We start from the raw sequence: 12,103 nt of genomic DNA on the forward strand, positions 1-12,103 counted from the left end.
CCTGAACAACGGACGTCACCACCGCCCGTCACCGGACGCTGATCAGCTACCGTCACGCAAACATGATCAGCACTTTCACCACGTCATCGAGCTTCTTGTCCGAGACCTCGAAAGCACGCTCCATCTCCTCGAAGCGGAACGTGTGGGTGGTCATGAGCGTGGGATCGAGCCGCTTACCCTGCACAATGCGCAGCAGCCGTTCCATGCGCAGCCTGCCACCGGGACACAGGCCAGTCCTGATCGTCTTATCGGCCATCCCGACCCCCCACTCGACCCGCGGGATACGCACGAACTCCCCTTCTCCGTAATAACCGGTGTTGGACACCACCCCGCCCGGTTTAGTGATCTTTACAGCCGTCTGGAAGGTGGCATCCGCGCCGAGAGCTTCGATGGCGGTGTCCACACCCTGCCCGCGGGTCAGGTCGAGAACACGCTCCACGACATCCTCACTCGTGAAGTCCACGATCTCGTCGGCACCATAGTCGCGAGCGAGCTTCTGCCGGCTCGGCACCGACTCGACCCCGATAACCAGGCCCGCGCCGCGCAGCTTGGCACCCGCGGTGGCCATAAGACCCACCGGACCCTGAGCGAGCACGGCCACCGTCCCACCGATCGGGATGTTGCCGTTCTCCGCGCCCATGAACCCGGTCGAAAGCATGTCAGCGCAGTAAACCGCCACCTCGTCGGGGACACCGTCGGGAATCTTCGCCAAGTTGGCGTCGGCCTCGTTGACGTGGAAGTACTCGGCGAAGACCCCGTCCTTCGAATTGGCGAACTTGAACCCCCCCAGCGGCCCGCCCGACTGCGACGGGTAACCGTTCTGGGAGGCGAGATCGCCCCAATCGGGAGTGACGGCCCCTACCAAAACGCGGTCGCCCGGCTGGAAAGCCGTGACCCCGCCACCCACCTCGTGCACCACGCCGACGCCCTCATGACCCAGCGTCAGCCCCTCCCGCGGCCCGATACCGCCCCTGACGGTGTGGGAATCCGACGTACAGATCAGAGCCGCGGTCGTCCGTACGACGGCATCCAGGGGACCAGGCCGCGGAACCGGCTTGCCCACCAGACCGACCTGCCCGATCTCCTTCATCACGAACGCTTGCATCGTGCCCCCGAACGTCCCCCGTGTCCGACGTCGCCGAGAACGCCACGGACATGTCCAGCTCTACCCTCTCGAACCTGGCGTTTAACGTGCGCCCATTCCCCGTGAACTGTCGTGGGAGATGTCGCCCAGGAATCGCCTCGACCGGCCACGTCGCCCGATGGAGGGCGAGCCGAGTAAAGTGCGGCCATGGGCAACGGCGGGCTGCGCGAACGCAAGAAGGCCAGGACCAAGGAGACGATCCTGCGCGAGGCGTTCAGGCTTTTCCGCGAGCGCGGCTACAACGCCACCACCATCGATCAGATCGCCGAGGCCGCCGAGGTCTCGCCCGCCACCTTCTTCCGCTATTTCCCGACGAAGGAGGATTTGGTCACCCTCGACGGGTTCCCGCCGTTCATCGAGGCTCTTCACGTCCAGCCGCCGGGCCCGCCGGTCACCGTGCTGCGGGGCGCCTTCCGTACGGCCTTCGACACGATGACGCCCGAGGAGATCGCCGCGGGGCACGAGCGGGAGGTGTTCGCCGCGACCGTGCCCGAACTGGTGGCCGCCAACCTGCGCAAGAGCCCAGGCGTGCTGCGGCAGACCTACGAGATCCTGGCCGGCAAGACCGGGTGCGACGCGGGCGATCCCCGGCTGCGCAACGCCGTGGGCGCGGTGTTCGGGGTCGTGACCCTGCTCTGGCTCCAGTGGGCGCACGATCCCGGGCTGGACGGGCCCGCCGAGATCGACCGGGCGCTCGAACACCTGGAGTCAGGGCTGCCGCTGTAGACGCCGCCGCCGTACGCCCGGCCGGCGAACCAAGGGGATGTTGTATCTTACGCCGCATGACGCGAGCGGAGGGCTCCCGATGGCCAGGCTGACCCGGGCGCAGCAGCAGGAGCGTACGCGTGCCGCTGTGCTGGCCGCGGCGAGGGAGGAGTTCGCCGAGCACGGATACGCAGACGCCAAGGTCGACCGGATCGCGGAGCGGGCCGAGCTGACCCGTGGCGCGGTCTACTCCAACTTCCCGAGCAAGCGCGCCCTCTACCTGGCGGTTCTGGTCGACTCCGTCGAGCACGTGGGTGAGGCGGCCTCGTCCCCTGACCTCGACGAGGCGGCGGCCGCCTTCGCCCGGGTCTGGCTCGAACGGCTGCCATGGTCCGGCGACACGCCCGCCGGGGGGAGCCTGCAGGCCCGCTCGCTGGACGGCGTGTTCGGCGACGAGCCAGGCCGTACCGCGCTGGCGCAGGTCACCAAGCTGGAAGCCCTTCTGCTCGCGCTCTGCCTGGAGTCACGCGCGCCGGGGCCTACGAGGCAGGTGCGCCTGGCCGAGCTCGTCCTCACGCTGCTGAACGGCGCCGGCCATCTCGCGGGCACGGCTCCCGGGTTCGGTGACCCGTTCGACGTGGTGCGCGCCTGCGGGCACCTGGCCCACCTCGACCTCGCCGACACGTGGGGCCCGCCGCACCTGCCCTTCGTCGCCGCCGCCCAGCGCGCCCAGGACCCCTGGGACACGCCCGCGCAGCTGCCGGACCTGGTCACCGGCCACCTGCCGGGGTTCGACGGCGACGGCGTGATCGCGTTCCTCGGCACCGGCCGGCTCGACGCCGCCGAGGAGGCCGTCCGCGCCACCCGGCCGGGCGACCGGGTCACCGTGGCGGTGGTCACGGACGATCCGGCCGAGCTGGGGCGGCTCGTCCGGCTCAGGATCGGTGACCTCGGCGGGTGCCTGCGCCGCGTGTTCGCGCCGGACGACCGGCCCCGCCCGCGCGTCGTGCTCGACGAGCGGGCCGCCCTCGCGACGGCCGCCGCCGTCCCCGTGGCGGGCGAGGTCACCGAGGGCGCGGTACGCGTCGAGGCCGGCACGATCGTCGCCCGAGCCCAGGGGCGCGGCGCCGCGTACGCCGTGGCGTCGGCGGCGCGTTCGGACCGCGCCGGATGACCGGAGTTCCTCGTGCTGCCATGAGAAGAATGCCGATGGTGTCCCTTGCGCGGGTGCTCGTTCGTCATTCGGGTGAGAGCCCATTGCCTCGGAGGTAGTGATGCAGTACGCACTGATGATCTACGGCGAGCCCGGCTACATGGAGACGCTGTCGGACGCGGAGCGGGAGGCGGCGTACGCGGAGTATTTCGCGTTCGCGCAGGACGAGCGGTGTGTCAGCGCCGCGCAGTTGCAATCCGCGGAGACGGCGACCTGCGTGCGGGTGGCCGGCGGCCGGACGCTGATGACCGACGGGCCGTTCGCCGACACCAAGGAGGTGCTCGGTGGCTTCTGTCTGGTCGAGGCCGCCGATCTGGACGAGGCGATCGAACTGGCGGCGCGGATCCCGGCGGCCAGATTCGGCGGCACGGTGGAGGTCAGGCCGGTGATGCGATTCTGACCATGCTGGAGGAGGTGTTCAGGGAGCAGTGGGGCCGGGTGCTGGCCTCGCTGGTCGGGTTCCTGGGAGACGTCGATCGCGCAGAGGAAGCCGCCCAGGAGGCGTTCACGATCGCGGCGCAGCGCTGGCCCACGTCGGGTGTGCCGGACAATCCGGTCGCATGGCTGGTGACGGCGGCCCGCAACCGGGCGATCGACCGCATCCGCCGGGAGCGCACCCTGGCCGGCAAGCTCCACCTGCTGCCGGCACAGGAGGAAATCATCGAAGAGTTCGACGACACACGCATCAAGGACGAACGGCTTGAACTGATCTTCACCTGCTGCCATCCGGCGCTGCCGCTGGACGGGCAGGTGGCGCTCACGCTACGGACTCTCGGAGGGCTGCGGACCGCCGAGATCGCCCGGGCCTTCCTGGTCTCGGAGGAGACCATGAAACGCCGGCTGACCCGCGCCAAGAACAAGATCAAGGCGACCGGGATCCCCTTCGCCGTCCCCGGCGCCCATCTGCTGCCTGAGCGCGTCGACGCGGTGCTCGCCGTCATCTACCTGATCTACAACGAGGGCTACCGCGGCCGGATCGACCTCGGCGCCGAAGCCATCCGACTCGGACACGTACTCGCCTTGCTCATGCCGGAGGAGCCCGAAGTGCACGGGCTGCTCGCACTGATGCTCATCCACCACGCCCGGCGGCGGGCCCGCTTCTCCGGCGACGACCTCGTCCTGCTCGACGACCAGGACAGGTCGCTGTGGGACATGCGCCAGATCACGGCGGGACGGGCGGTCCTCGACCGGGCGCTCGCGCTCGGCGGGCGCGGCGCCTACGTCGTGCAGGCCGTGATCGCCTCGCTGCAGACCCACGAGCGCATCGACTGGCCGCAGGTCGCCGTGATGTACCGGCGGCTTGCCGACCTGACCGGCTCGCCGGTGGTCGAGCTCAACCACGCCGTGGCGATCGCCCAGGCCGGCGACCCCGCCGCGGCGCTGCGCGCCGTCGACCGGCTCGACCTGGACGGTTACCTGTACTTCCACTCCACCCGAGGCGAGCTGCTGCGGCGGCTCGGCCGCGACGCCGAAGCGAGCACCGCCTACCACCGCGCCCTCGAACTCGCGACCTCCATCCCCGAGCGACGTTTTCTGAGGCGCAGGCTCCAGCAACTCTGACCCGGGCTCGGCACCGGGGTTCCGGTCGGCTGTACCGGCATGAACCCCTGCGTCGCGTGCGGCGAGGCGGTCTGATCGCGGCGACCGTAACGGCGTGCATGGGTCAGACGGGCTGTCCGAGCGGCCTGATGGTCAGGGTGTTGAGGTCGACGCCCTGCGACTGGTCCACGCCGCCCAGCGCATCGCCGCGCCGCGAACGACCACCTGAGACACGCCCCGCAGCCGGAGAAGTGGGCGCTGACCTTGGGTTATGGTCCGCGTCATGCGCCCGATGCCATCAGCCGACATGGTCAGCCTGATCTCGTTCCTCGCGGTCCTGCTGATCTTCTTCAGCATCGACGTACGGTCGCGGGAAACGGCCGCCTCGGACCCGTGGCATGTGCAGGTGTTCGGATGGACCTCACGGCTCGGCGGGATCTCCACGGCGCTCGCTCTGGCCTTGGGATGGGTGGACCTTTTCCTGCCGGACGAGAACAGCCCGATCCACGTGGCGTTCGTGGCCGTTCCCGGGTCTGTGGCCGTGTTGTGCGCGATCGTGCTGGGCCTGGAGATGCTCTGGCAGTGACGGCACCCGCGGCACGGCACCCCGGTCGGTCGGCCTCCTCCTGCGGAGCAGGCCGACCGACCCGCGGCTACATCTCCGGTGGCCTTCCGGGCATCACGGTGAAGGCGAACCCGGCACTCGTCGTACGGCGCAGCGGAATCTCGCACTTGACCCGGCGCAGCACCTCGTTCCTGCTGAGGCCGAGCCCCTGTGCGATGAGCCGCTCAGGGCGCACCGGCACCGGATCCTCGAAGACGACCTGCACCTGGACCGGCCACGCCTCCTCGATTGATTCCGACGGGGTGTGCAGCCGCCAGGCTCCCGCCCAGTCCAGGGTGAAGCGGTTGCGCCGGGCGAGCAGCGGATCCAGCAGCCTGGACGCCACCAGTTCCGGATCGTTCGCGTGGTAGCCGTCGAGCTCGACCGGATCGAGGGCCCTGACCGGCGCCCGCTCGTGCACGGTGAGCTTGCTCGTACGATCGCACGACACGCAGCGGACCAGCAGCCACACGTCCAGCAGCTTGCCGTTGGCGTTGACGCGGAAGGTGCCCTCGCCGGTGGTGGCCGACTCCGACCGGCAGTCCACGCACCGCAACGACAGCAGAGGCAGCCTGGTCCGACGCACGACCCAGGGCAGCACCATATGAGGTTGTGAAGACATGATCTCTCTAGACCTGACACGAGGCCGATTGCGCGCGGCCTCAAGCGCTGTATGACCGGGCGCACGCGGGCAGCCCGGCGGAGCCGGCGAGAAGGCCGGCTAGAAGTGAGCGAGAAAAGGTGTCAGGTCTGAAGAGCAGGCGGGGTCACGCGGTTCTGTCCTCTGTTGTTCGCGACGCGGGTCGGCGGGCAACGTACAGGACCGCGAAAGGAAGGCACAACTGATTTCCGGTGCGGCTCACTCGTCGAGGGGGACGCGTCAGACACCGCCACGGGCCGCGGCCGGCCCGACGGTGGCAAGGACGTCCCGCCCACGAGGGGCGTGCAGGCCCACCGATGACAGAGGCCGCCGCTCCGCGGCCAGGACGAGGCCCAGCAGCAGCGCGCCGGCGATCCAGCGCGACACCAGGACGAGGTCGGTCACGACCGCGGCCGGCCGCGCATCCATGGGAGCCGGCGGTGCGGACCGCAGTTCGGCGCCACGCCAAGATCAATACTCCGTCGTGTTACTGACGCGCCCCGCACCAGGTTTGCCGGGAGGCCTATCGTGACCACGTCGTCAACCGTGCGCGAAGCGCGTGAGACACTCGTCCGCACCCATTTCGAGTCCGAGGCCGCCGTGGCCCCTACTGGGCGGCCGGCGTGTACGTCGCGATGATGACGCCGCTCTTCATCACCTTGGTGCCGGCCAGGGTGAGCGTGGTCGCGACGTCGTCCAGGGGCGAGGAGATGCTCGGGCCTCCCACGAACACGGGGGTGATCCAGAACCGCACCTCGTCGACCAGGCCCGCCTTGACCAGGGTGTGGGTGACGGTGCCGTAGCCGTACATCAGGATGTCCCTGCCCTCCTGGGCCTTGAGCCTGGTGACGGCTTCGACGAGGTCGCCCTGCAGCACCTCGCTGTTCTTCCACTCCGGGCCGGTGAGGGTGGTGGAGGCGACGTACTTCTTGACGTTGTTGAAGTAGGCCGCCCCGGTGCTCGGGTCGCTTTCGTCCTGGTTGGGCCAGGCGGCGGCGAAGCCCTCGTAGGTGCGGCGCCCCATCAGCAGCGCGTCGGCCGAGTCCGTCTGCTCGCCGGCGAACGCGGAGGCCTCGTCGTCGAAGTACGGCATCGTCCACGCCGGGTCCTCGATGACGCCGTCGAGGGAGATGTAGGTCGAGCAGATGATCTTGCGCATTCCGGGTTCCTCCTGCTGCCAGTACGCGTGGTGCCGGTCGTGGCCGGGAGAGCCGCTCAGCGCGTCCTCCTGCCATGACCACCATCCTGGAGGGAGCACCTTACGATCCGCTTCAGGTCGCCTTCCGCCGCCATCCGGTCCATGCCGTCAGGTTATGGATGCAGGTATTGGACGCCGCAAACAGGGCTGGACCAGCCTGGAAACTCACGTACGACCTGCCCTGCGGAGAGATCCAGTGTTCACCGCCTACGCCACCGTCACCGTTCTCACGATCGCCGCCAACGTGTGGGCGGCGACGGCGGACTTCATGAAGGCCGGATTCGTCCTCGCCAATTCGGCCGCACTCGGCATCCCGCTCTCCTGGTTGCCCCCGCTCGGCGCGCTCAAGGCCGCCGGAGCCGCGGGGCTGCTGCTCGGACTGCTGGGGGTGCCGTTCGTCGGCGTCTCGGCCGCCGCCGGGCTCGTCCTGTTCTTCACAGGTGCCGTCGTCGTGCACGTACGCGCCCAGGAGTACGTCAAGATCGCGATTCCGGGCGGTTACCTGGCTCTGGCCGTCGCCTCGCTCATCCTCGCCCTCGCGCGCTGACGGGCGCGGCGCTGGGCGAACGGTTCGCCGCGCGCGGTGAGGAAACGATCGCGCAGATGAGCGCGAATCCGAACAGCACGTACCGCGCCGAGTCGAGCGTCGAAGGGCCGCCGAGGAACTGACGAGCTGGGTCAGCGACCACCCGAGCGCAAGCGCCGCCCCCGATGAACCCGGCCACCAGGAGCAGCGCCACTATCACGCCGGCGAGCCGTGCCGGGCGGCGGCCGCCGCCCACACCGCGGCGGGTGTCAGCGGCATGTCGACGTGCTCGACGTCGAGGGCGTCGCACACGGCGTTGACCACGGCGGGCGGAATGCCGATGCAGCCGGCCTCGCCCGCGCCCTTGGCCCCCAGCGGCGTGTTGGGGTTGGGCGTGACGGTCTCCAGCAGGGTGACCGGCGGCATGTCGGCGGCGGTGGGCAGCAGGTAGTCCAGCAGGGTGCGCGCGTACGGCATGCCGTCGGCGCCGATGACCGCCTGCTCGTGGAGTGCCTGCCCGAGGCCCTGGGCGATCGAGCCATGGCCCTGGCCGTCGACGATCATGGGGTTGACGACCACCCCGTAGTCGTCCGCGGCGACCAGTTTGAGCACGCCGACCGTCCCGAGATCCGGGTCGATCTCGACGACGGCCACGTGCGCGCCGTACGGGAAGGCCTGCGGCGGGGCGAGGATCTCGTCGGCGCGCAGCGGCCCGGTACGGGCGACCAGCTCGCCGAGTGCGAGCCCGGTGATCGGCCCCGCGTCGACGCCGGTGCCCGGCTCGCCCTCTGTTCCCGGGCCGGGCGGCTCACCGGCCAGCAGCCGGCCCCGCGCGTAGGTGACGTCGTCCTCCTGCAGGCGGAGCAGTCCCGCGCACCGGCGGCGCGCCGCGGCGACCAGCGACTCGGCGGCCCGCCACAGCGCCGCCCCACCCACCTGCATGGAACGGCTGCCGAAGGTGGCGAACCCGTGGGGCACCTCGCCGGTGTCGCCTTCCGCGACGCGGACCAGATCGACGTCCACGTCCAGCACCGAGGCCACGACCTGCGCGAACGCGGTCAAGTGGCCCTGCCCGGTGGACGTGGACCCGACGCGGGCGATGAACGTGCCGTCCGCGCAGGCCTCCACGCTGCCGAACTCCTCACTGTCCGGCGGCCCTCCCGAGCGCTCGACGAACGTGGCGATGCCCACGCCTATCGGCGCTCCGCCCTCCTGGCGGCGCCTGGCCTGTTCGGCGCGGACGTCGTCGTAACCGGCGGCGGTCAGCGCGCGCTCCAGCGTGGCGGCGTAGTCGCCCGAGTCGTAGGTGCGTCCCGTCGGCGTGAGGTAGGGGAACTGGCCGGGGCGGATGAAGTTGCGGCGGCGCAGCTCGGCGGGGTCCATGCCGAGCCGCCTGGCGAGCCGGTCCACGGTGCGTTCGAGCGCGTACGCGGCCTCAGGGCGGCCCGCGCCGCGGTAGGACGCGGTCGGTGCGGAGGTGGTGGCCACGCACCGGACCCGCGTGTGCACCCGCGGCGTACGGTAGGCACCGGTGCTCATCGCCCCCGTCATCATGGGGACGAAGGCCCCGGTGTGCGGGTAGGCGCCGACGCCGGCGTCGATCAGCAGCTCGTAGGCGAGGAAGGTGCCGTCGGCGTCGGCCGCGAGCCGTACGCGCTGGTCCTGGCCGCGGCCGCGCGGGCCGGCCAGCATCGCCTCGGCGCGGTCCTCGCACCAGCGCACGGGCCGGCCGAGCCGGATCGCGAGCAGGGCGGCGACGACGTACTCGGGGTAGGTCTGGCTCTTGGCGCCGAACGCGCCGCCGGTGGCCGGGACGACGACCCTGATCCGCTCTCTGTCCAGGCCGAGCAGTTCGGCGAGCGAGTCGCGCAGGCGGTGCTGGGCCTGGTGGGAGACCCACACGGTGAGCCCGCCGTCCTCGCCGGGGGCGGCCAGGACGGCCCTCGGCTCCAGGGACGTGGGCAGCAGGAGCTGCTCGCGGTAGGCGGCCTCGACGACCACGGGCGCGGTGGCGAACACGTCGTCGGCCGGCTCGCCGAAGGTGCGTTCGGCGACCACGTTGCCGCGCCCGTCGTAGAGCGGGGGCGCCGCCTGGGCGGTCATCGGGTCGTAGACGGCGGGCAGCGGTTCGAGGTCGAGCCGTACGGCCTCCGCGGCGTCCTCGGCCCGGGCGCGCGTGGTTGCGGCGGTCACGGCCAGCGCCTCGCCCGGGTAGCGGACGCGCCCGGTGGCGAGCAGCGGCCACGGCGGCGAGTCCTCGGCGCCGGGCAGGGCACGGGCGGAGAGGTAGGGCAGATCGGCGGCGGACCATGCGCCGGCCACCCCTTCCTCCTTCAGCGCGGCGGCGACGTCGACACCGCGGACCAGCGCGTGCGGTACCGGGCTGCGGGTGAAGGCGAGCTCCAGGGTGCCGGGCAGGTCCAGGTCGGCGACCCTGCGGGCACGCCCGGTGAGCAGGTCGTGGTCCTCGCGCCGAGCGAGCGGCATCCCGATGTACCGCAATGTTTGGACACCCCCGCGTTCGGTACCAACGTGGATATCGGATGCCCAGGATGAGGGACATGAAACCGCCGCAATTCGACTACGTAGCGCCCGCTTCCGTGCCGGAGGCGGTGGCCGTGCTGGCCGAGCGCGGGCCGCACAGCCGCGTGCTCGCGGGAGGGCAGAGCCTGCTCATCGAGCTGCGCTACCGGACCGCCCGCCCGGCCCTCGTGGTCGACGTCAACCGCATCCCGGGACTGTCGGACATCACGGTCGACGACGGCTCCGTGCACGTCGGCGCGCTCGTCCGGCACGCACAGCTGGAGCGCGCCCGCTTCGACGACCCGCTGGCCGGCCTGTTCCGCCAGGTCGCGCCGTACGTCGCCCATCCGCCCGTCCGCGCGCGCGGCACCTTCGCCGGCAGCCTGGCCTGGGCGCATCCGGCGTCCGAGTGGTGCGCGCTGGCCATGGCGCTCGACGCGGGAATCGAGCTGGACGGCCCGTCCGGCCCGCGCAGGGTGCCCGCCGCCTCGTGGTTCCGCGGCCCGTTCGCCACCGCCTGCCTGCCGGAGGAACTGGTCACCGGCGTACGGCTGCCGCGCCCGCCGGCCGGGGCAGTCGCGGCCTTCGCCGAGCACCGCCGCACGCACGGCAGCTTCGCGCTCGCCGCCGCCCTCGTCATGCTGCGCGTCTCCGAGGGCCGCGTCGACTGGGTGCGCGTCGGGCTGGCCAACGCCGCCGACGTCCCCTTGCGCGCCGTCGAGGCGGAACGCCTCATCACGGGGGAGCCGCCGCAGCCGGACCTGCTCGCGCAGGCCGCGGCACGGGCCGCCGCCGAGGCCGACCCGCCCGACGAGCCGCACGCGCCGGCCGCCTACCGCAGGCACGCGCTGGCCACCCTCGTGCGGCGTTGCCTCACCCGAGCCGTCGAGACCGCGGGAGCACCATGAACGTCCAGCTCACCGTCAACGGCGGCACCCACCGGCTCGACGTCGAGCCGCGCACCAGCCTCGCCGACGCGCTGCGCGACCGGCTCGGGCTGACCGGGACGACGCTCGGCTGCGAGCACGGGGTCTGCGGCTCGTGCACCGTGCTGGTCGACGGCACCGCCGTCCGGTCCTGCCTGGTCCTGGCCGTGCAGGCCGGCGGCGCCGACATCCGTACGGTCGAGGGCCTGGCTGGCGAGGACGGGCCGCATCCGCTGCAGGAGGCGTTCGCCGCCGAGCACGCCCTGCAGTGCGGGTTCTGCACGCCAGGGTTCCTCATGCTGCTGGCCGGGGCACTGGCCGAGGAGCCGGACCTGGACCACGACGAGCGGCGGCTGAACGAGATCCTCGCCTCCAACCTCTGCCGCTGCACCGGTTATGCGGGCATCCGCCGCGCCGCCGCCCGCGCGGCGGCGGCGCTGCGCGGGGACGGCGCCGCGGCCGTTCACGAGCCGGAGGGCGGGTCCGCGTCATAGATCGCGATCGACCAGAGCCCCCGCCGGGGGCCGGTCTCGGCCGCGAGCCGCTCCGGCATCGCGGTGATCGCCTCGCGGTCCCACGGACCGTCGCACGTGCCCGCCCGTCGGTCGGCCAGGGCACATTTGTCCGCCAGCGTGGGCGATCCGATCGGCGCGTCGGCGGGGAACACCCAGACCTCCAGGCTCTGCGGTGCCCGTAGCCAGTCCGGTGTCACCGAGCTCTCGTCGTACTGGGCCTGGAGGCCCTGACCCAGGCGTACGCACGGGGTGAGGTCGTTCCACGAGCCCTTCACGTCGCGGATGAGGACCCACGCCTTCGGGTCCGCGCACCGGAGCGCGATCCCGGTGTGCACGCTGGTGGGGCGGAACGTGATCCGTACCCGCTCGCCCACTGTCCGGTAGGTCTGGCCGGAGATCAGTGACACGGGCCCGTGCCTGGTCCCCAGCGTCCGGGGCAGTTCGACGTCCGGCGCGAAACTCGCCGTGACGCCCGCGGCCGGTTCGCTCCGCCACGCCGTCACGGCCCCGGTCAGCGGCACGACCGTCGCCGCGGCCCCCGCCAGCGCCGCCACGGCCGCCCCCGTCGCC

General features: G+C 71.6%; 14 protein-coding genes. 8 read left to right on the plus strand and 6 right to left on the minus strand.

Annotation, left to right across the window (positions count from 1 at the left end; genetic code table 11):
• Positions 1 to 52: 52 nt before the first annotated feature.
• Entirely contained in the window at positions 53 to 1,090 is a 1,038-nt protein-coding gene (locus tag E1267_RS38625) for an NAD(P)-dependent alcohol dehydrogenase (RefSeq protein WP_246064536.1), read from the minus strand.
• 201 nt (positions 1,091 to 1,291) lie between these two features.
• Between E1267_RS38625 and E1267_RS38630 the strand changes: the two genes are divergently transcribed.
• The 5 genes from E1267_RS38630 to E1267_RS38650 all read left to right on the plus strand — a co-directional run bounded on the left by E1267_RS38630 (position 1,292) and on the right by E1267_RS38650 (position 5,187).
• On the plus strand, positions 1,292 to 1,870 hold the full coding sequence (locus E1267_RS38630) for a TetR family transcriptional regulator (RefSeq protein ID WP_132340426.1): 579 nt from the start codon (positions 1,292 to 1,294) through the stop codon (positions 1,868 to 1,870).
• Between the two features lie 79 nt (positions 1,871 to 1,949).
• Positions 1,950 to 3,023, plus strand: a complete 1,074-nt coding sequence (locus E1267_RS38635) for a TetR/AcrR family transcriptional regulator (protein WP_132340428.1) — start codon at positions 1,950 to 1,952, stop codon at positions 3,021 to 3,023.
• 100 nt (positions 3,024 to 3,123) lie between these two features.
• A complete protein-coding gene (locus tag E1267_RS38640) occupies positions 3,124 to 3,462 on the plus strand; it encodes a YciI family protein (RefSeq protein ID WP_132340430.1) in 339 nt (112 codons plus the stop codon).
• A 2-nt stretch (positions 3,463 to 3,464) separates the two neighbouring features.
• Positions 3,465 to 4,622, plus strand: a complete 1,158-nt coding sequence (locus tag E1267_RS38645; protein ID WP_132340432.1) for an RNA polymerase sigma factor — start codon at positions 3,465 to 3,467, stop codon at positions 4,620 to 4,622.
• A 262-nt stretch (positions 4,623 to 4,884) separates the two neighbouring features.
• Positions 4,885 to 5,187 carry a hypothetical protein gene (locus E1267_RS38650; RefSeq protein WP_132340434.1) on the plus strand — a complete coding sequence of 101 codons (303 nt, stop codon included), beginning with the start codon at positions 4,885 to 4,887 and terminating at the stop codon, positions 5,185 to 5,187.
• Between the two features lie 67 nt (positions 5,188 to 5,254).
• Here the strand turns inward: E1267_RS38650 and E1267_RS38655 are convergent, their stop codons facing one another.
• The 3 genes from E1267_RS38655 to E1267_RS38665 all read right to left on the minus strand — a co-directional run bounded on the left by E1267_RS38655 (position 5,255) and on the right by E1267_RS38665 (position 7,103).
• The gene (locus tag E1267_RS38655) at positions 5,255 to 5,809 is read right to left on the minus strand and encodes a DUF1062 domain-containing protein (RefSeq protein WP_246064534.1); all 555 of its coding nucleotides are present in this window, start codon (positions 5,807 to 5,809) and stop codon (positions 5,255 to 5,257) included.
• 276 nt (positions 5,810 to 6,085) lie between these two features.
• Complete coding sequence (locus tag E1267_RS38660; protein WP_132340438.1) at positions 6,086 to 6,274, minus strand: hypothetical protein; 189 nt, start codon at positions 6,272 to 6,274, stop codon at positions 6,086 to 6,088.
• A 178-nt stretch (positions 6,275 to 6,452) separates the two neighbouring features.
• On the minus strand, positions 6,453 to 7,103 hold the full coding sequence (locus E1267_RS38665) for a dihydrofolate reductase family protein (RefSeq protein WP_220449884.1): 651 nt from the start codon (positions 7,101 to 7,103) through the stop codon (positions 6,453 to 6,455).
• Positions 7,104 to 7,239: 136 nt separating this feature from the next.
• Here E1267_RS38665 and E1267_RS38670 point away from each other — a divergent pair, with 136 nt between their 5' ends.
• The gene (locus E1267_RS38670) at positions 7,240 to 7,590 is read left to right on the plus strand and encodes a DoxX family protein (RefSeq protein WP_132340440.1); all 351 of its coding nucleotides are present in this window, start codon (positions 7,240 to 7,242) and stop codon (positions 7,588 to 7,590) included.
• A gap of 195 nt (positions 7,591 to 7,785) precedes the next feature.
• On the opposite strand, the gene E1267_RS38675 is transcribed toward E1267_RS38670, so the two are convergent.
• The gene (locus E1267_RS38675; RefSeq protein ID WP_132340442.1) at positions 7,786 to 10,056 is read right to left on the minus strand and encodes a xanthine dehydrogenase family protein molybdopterin-binding subunit; all 2,271 of its coding nucleotides are present in this window, start codon (positions 10,054 to 10,056) and stop codon (positions 7,786 to 7,788) included.
• 74 nt (positions 10,057 to 10,130) lie between these two features.
• On the opposite strand from E1267_RS38675, the gene E1267_RS38680 reads away from it, so the two are divergent.
• Together E1267_RS38680 and E1267_RS38685 are read left to right on the plus strand one after the other, a co-directional pair.
• Positions 10,131 to 11,000 (plus strand): FAD binding domain-containing protein, encoded by an 870-nt coding sequence (locus E1267_RS38680; RefSeq protein WP_165960035.1) that lies wholly within the window; start codon positions 10,131 to 10,133, stop codon positions 10,998 to 11,000.
• Entirely contained in the window at positions 10,997 to 11,512 is a 516-nt protein-coding gene (locus tag E1267_RS38685) for a (2Fe-2S)-binding protein (RefSeq protein WP_132340446.1), read from the plus strand. Before E1267_RS38680 ends, E1267_RS38685 begins: the two co-directional genes overlap by 4 nt.
• On the opposite strand, the gene E1267_RS45000 is transcribed toward E1267_RS38685, so the two are convergent.
• A partial coding sequence (locus E1267_RS45000) for a hypothetical protein (protein ID WP_165960036.1) occupies positions 11,482 to 12,103 on the minus strand: 622 nt, incomplete at its 5' end. The genes E1267_RS38685 and E1267_RS45000 overlap by 31 nt on opposite strands.

Origin of the sequence: Nonomuraea longispora (assembly GCF_004348345.1) — a bacterium.
GTDB classification, from domain to species: domain Bacteria; phylum Actinomycetota; class Actinomycetes; order Streptosporangiales; family Streptosporangiaceae; genus Nonomuraea; species Nonomuraea longispora.